The sequence below is a fragment of the Collinsella sp. CLA-JM-H32B genome (genome assembly GCF_040098065.1).
Taxonomy (GTDB): Bacteria; Actinomycetota; Coriobacteriia; order Coriobacteriales; family Coriobacteriaceae; genus Collinsella.
The window spans coordinates 1-2,152 of the sequence record NZ_JBBNNA010000028.1 but is presented as its reverse complement, the minus strand read 5'-3'; the positions used below and the strand labels follow the sequence as shown (position 1 = coordinate 2,152).

General features: G+C 57.6%; 6 protein-coding genes. 2 read left to right on the top strand and 4 right to left on the bottom strand.

Annotated elements, in window-relative coordinates; all coding sequences use genetic code 11:
* The coding region (locus AAA138_RS09790) for a hypothetical protein (RefSeq protein WP_349090666.1) at positions 1 to 347 on the top strand (347 nt) is incomplete at its 5' end.
* Here the strand turns inward: AAA138_RS09790 and AAA138_RS09785 are convergent.
* The gene (locus tag AAA138_RS09785) at positions 341 to 550 is read right to left on the bottom strand and encodes a hypothetical protein (protein WP_349090665.1); all 210 of its coding nucleotides are present in this window, start codon (positions 548 to 550) and stop codon (positions 341 to 343) included. The genes AAA138_RS09790 and AAA138_RS09785 overlap by 7 nt on opposite strands.
* Before the next feature lie 55 nt (positions 551 to 605).
* Here AAA138_RS09785 and AAA138_RS09780 point away from each other — a divergent pair, with 55 nt between their 5' ends.
* On the top strand, positions 606 to 845 hold the full coding sequence (locus AAA138_RS09780) for a hypothetical protein (protein WP_349090664.1): 240 nt from the start codon (positions 606 to 608) through the stop codon (positions 843 to 845).
* A 41-nt stretch (positions 846 to 886) separates the two neighbouring features.
* On the opposite strand, the gene AAA138_RS09775 is transcribed toward AAA138_RS09780, so the two are convergent.
* From AAA138_RS09775 to AAA138_RS09765, 3 genes are all read right to left on the bottom strand, one after another.
* The gene (locus AAA138_RS09775) at positions 887 to 1,123 is read right to left on the bottom strand and encodes a hypothetical protein (protein WP_349090663.1); all 237 of its coding nucleotides are present in this window, start codon (positions 1,121 to 1,123) and stop codon (positions 887 to 889) included.
* 378 nt (positions 1,124 to 1,501) lie between these two features.
* Positions 1,502 to 1,837, bottom strand: coding sequence for a hypothetical protein (locus AAA138_RS09770; RefSeq protein ID WP_349090662.1), 336 nt, complete (start codon positions 1,835 to 1,837; stop codon positions 1,502 to 1,504).
* 13 nt (positions 1,838 to 1,850) lie between these two features.
* Positions 1,851 to 2,152 (bottom strand): hypothetical protein (locus AAA138_RS09765; protein WP_349090661.1); only part of this gene is annotated, 302 nt, incomplete at its 5' end.

Here is a 2,152-nt window from a genome sequence, read left to right as displayed (position 1 = left end):
ATTCCGTATCCCAGACCGAGTATTTTGCATCTTCAAGCGCCGAATTCTCATTCACTCCCAAGGTGAGCGGCGTAATCGTCGCACAGGTGTGGGCGTATGAGACGTACGGCGCGTGGGGCGGCGAGATCGGCCTCCATGTGGTGACACCGAGCGGGCTGCAAAGCGTGGCGGAGGTATCGACTGGCCTCAACGGCAGCGACGGCGTCCCGCGCACTGTTACGGCCAAGGCCGTATTCGCGGGCGTGGAAGCTGGTAAGACGTACTACTTCAAGACGGAAAACAAGCCGAACGCTGGGTGGGCCAAGAGCACACCATTCTCATGGCTGCTCGAAGTGCGCCCCTACTGATGCACGTAAAGCGCAAAGCAATGCACCTCGCCGCCGCCGCTATTCCACCGCTGCGTGACGTACCAGACTCTCGAGGTCATTTTCGTTGGCTGCTCGATGTAGCAGATGCCGACCCAGCCGACGGACACGCATGCCACCCAGCACAAGAAGCGGTAGCCCGCGACCGTCGGCGCGGTCACGGTGCCGTCGCTTTGGCCTGACACGATCTCGATACGGGTGAGATGGGATACGGAATGCTACGCCGCCGGAAATACAGCGATGGAAGAGATGGACGAGGCGGTGGAGATCGTGTCGTTATTGGCGTTAATGGCGACCGTTCCGTTCGCGTCGATGGACATGTTTCCGCTCGCCCAGTCGCTCGCGATTGGCGCTATGACCCTGCTGGCTGGCCGAAACCCTTCCGGAAGCCTCCCGATTGTCGCGCTTCCCCACGACGAACTAATCGTAACCCTTACGAAAAGGCAGCTCACGATAACAATGCCGGCTGTTTTGAAATAGGATACTGACCCTACCTTGCCCGAGGCGTGGGATACGGAATGCTAGCCAAGTACAACGATAAAATTCACTCGGAATGGGCCAGTGTGTGCGCCGCTGATTGCGACGACGAGCCGCCCGTCGCGCGGGTAGAAATTCACGCCGGAAACCATGAAGTTGTAGCTCGCATCACCGTTCATCGCGTACACGGAATCGCGGGAATTGTCGAAGCCTCGCCCGAACTCCCGCTCAAAGCCCGCCTTATCCCAAAGCGTCGTGTAATTCGCATCGTTGAAGCTCACGATCTTGTTACCGACAAAAACTCTCGGCGCACGGGATACGGAATGCTAGCCGATAGCCCACGAACAGATACCTCTGTTTATAGCGCCAGATGTCGCAAAGGCGACTTGGAATCCAATGTTGCCGGATGTGTTGATATAGCAGTATGAACAGACGTTGAGTACGTAGCCGTCATTGTTCGTCACACACCCCGGCACATAGATGTTGCTAGCTGGCCGCAGTCCTTCAGGGATGATTTCGTCTGGCTGCCAAAACTGGGCAGTCGACTGGCTAACGCTCCAATGGAGCACACAGGTACGTCCGATGCGCTGTATCCAGACGTAAGACGGCTTGCCCAGACCTCCATATAGCGTAATCGGGTCGCCGTGGGATACGGAATGCTACAAGGGAATAAAGCCCATAGCCGAGGGCCATCCGAAACCGCGCATCGGCTCTGATGAGGACACATCGAACATCACGTCACCGTTGGTCTGAACCCTTAGCGCCACCCCAAATTTGAGCTGCAGGTTTGCGTAGAGGCACACACACCGCTCATTGGCTGGTAGGTAATTTGACGGCAGAGTGAGCACCTTGGCCGAATAGCCGGTCTGAGTCCCGGTGGTCATGTAGCCGCTGCCTTCCGTCTCAAAAACAAGTGAGTGTATGGCGGGGATGTAGGAGACATCCAGAGTTGCATTGCAGCCGTAGATATTCGCTCTGCCGCTGGCGATCTTCATTCGGGATACGGAATCACATGCCGATGGGGTAGCTCAGCGAGGCGAAGTGGTTCCGATGGTCCGTCTTGCCGCCCATGCTATGCACTATGATGGTGCCGTCTGGCATGACGAGCAGGCGGTACGAGTTGTCCACGCCTCCGTACTCGGTGACCATCGCCGCAGACCAGGCATGGGAGGGCCGCAGCTCCTCGGGAATGACGTACGGACACTTGATACCCTCAGCAGGATCAGCGATGATCTGCGCGGCGCGGACGTAGACCGTCATGCCCACGCGCACGACGCTCCAGTTTTTCGTCTCGTACAGGGATACGGAAT

Bases quoted from the DNA above. Each gene is read 5' to 3' on its own strand.
- AAA138_RS09780 (WP_349090664.1), top strand. From the start codon at position 606: ATGGAAGAGATGGACGAGGCGGTGGAGATCGTGTCGTTATTGGCGTTA.
- AAA138_RS09770 (WP_349090662.1), bottom strand. From the start codon at position 1,837: ATGAAGATCGCCAGCGGCAGAGCGAATATCTACGGCTGCAATGCAACT.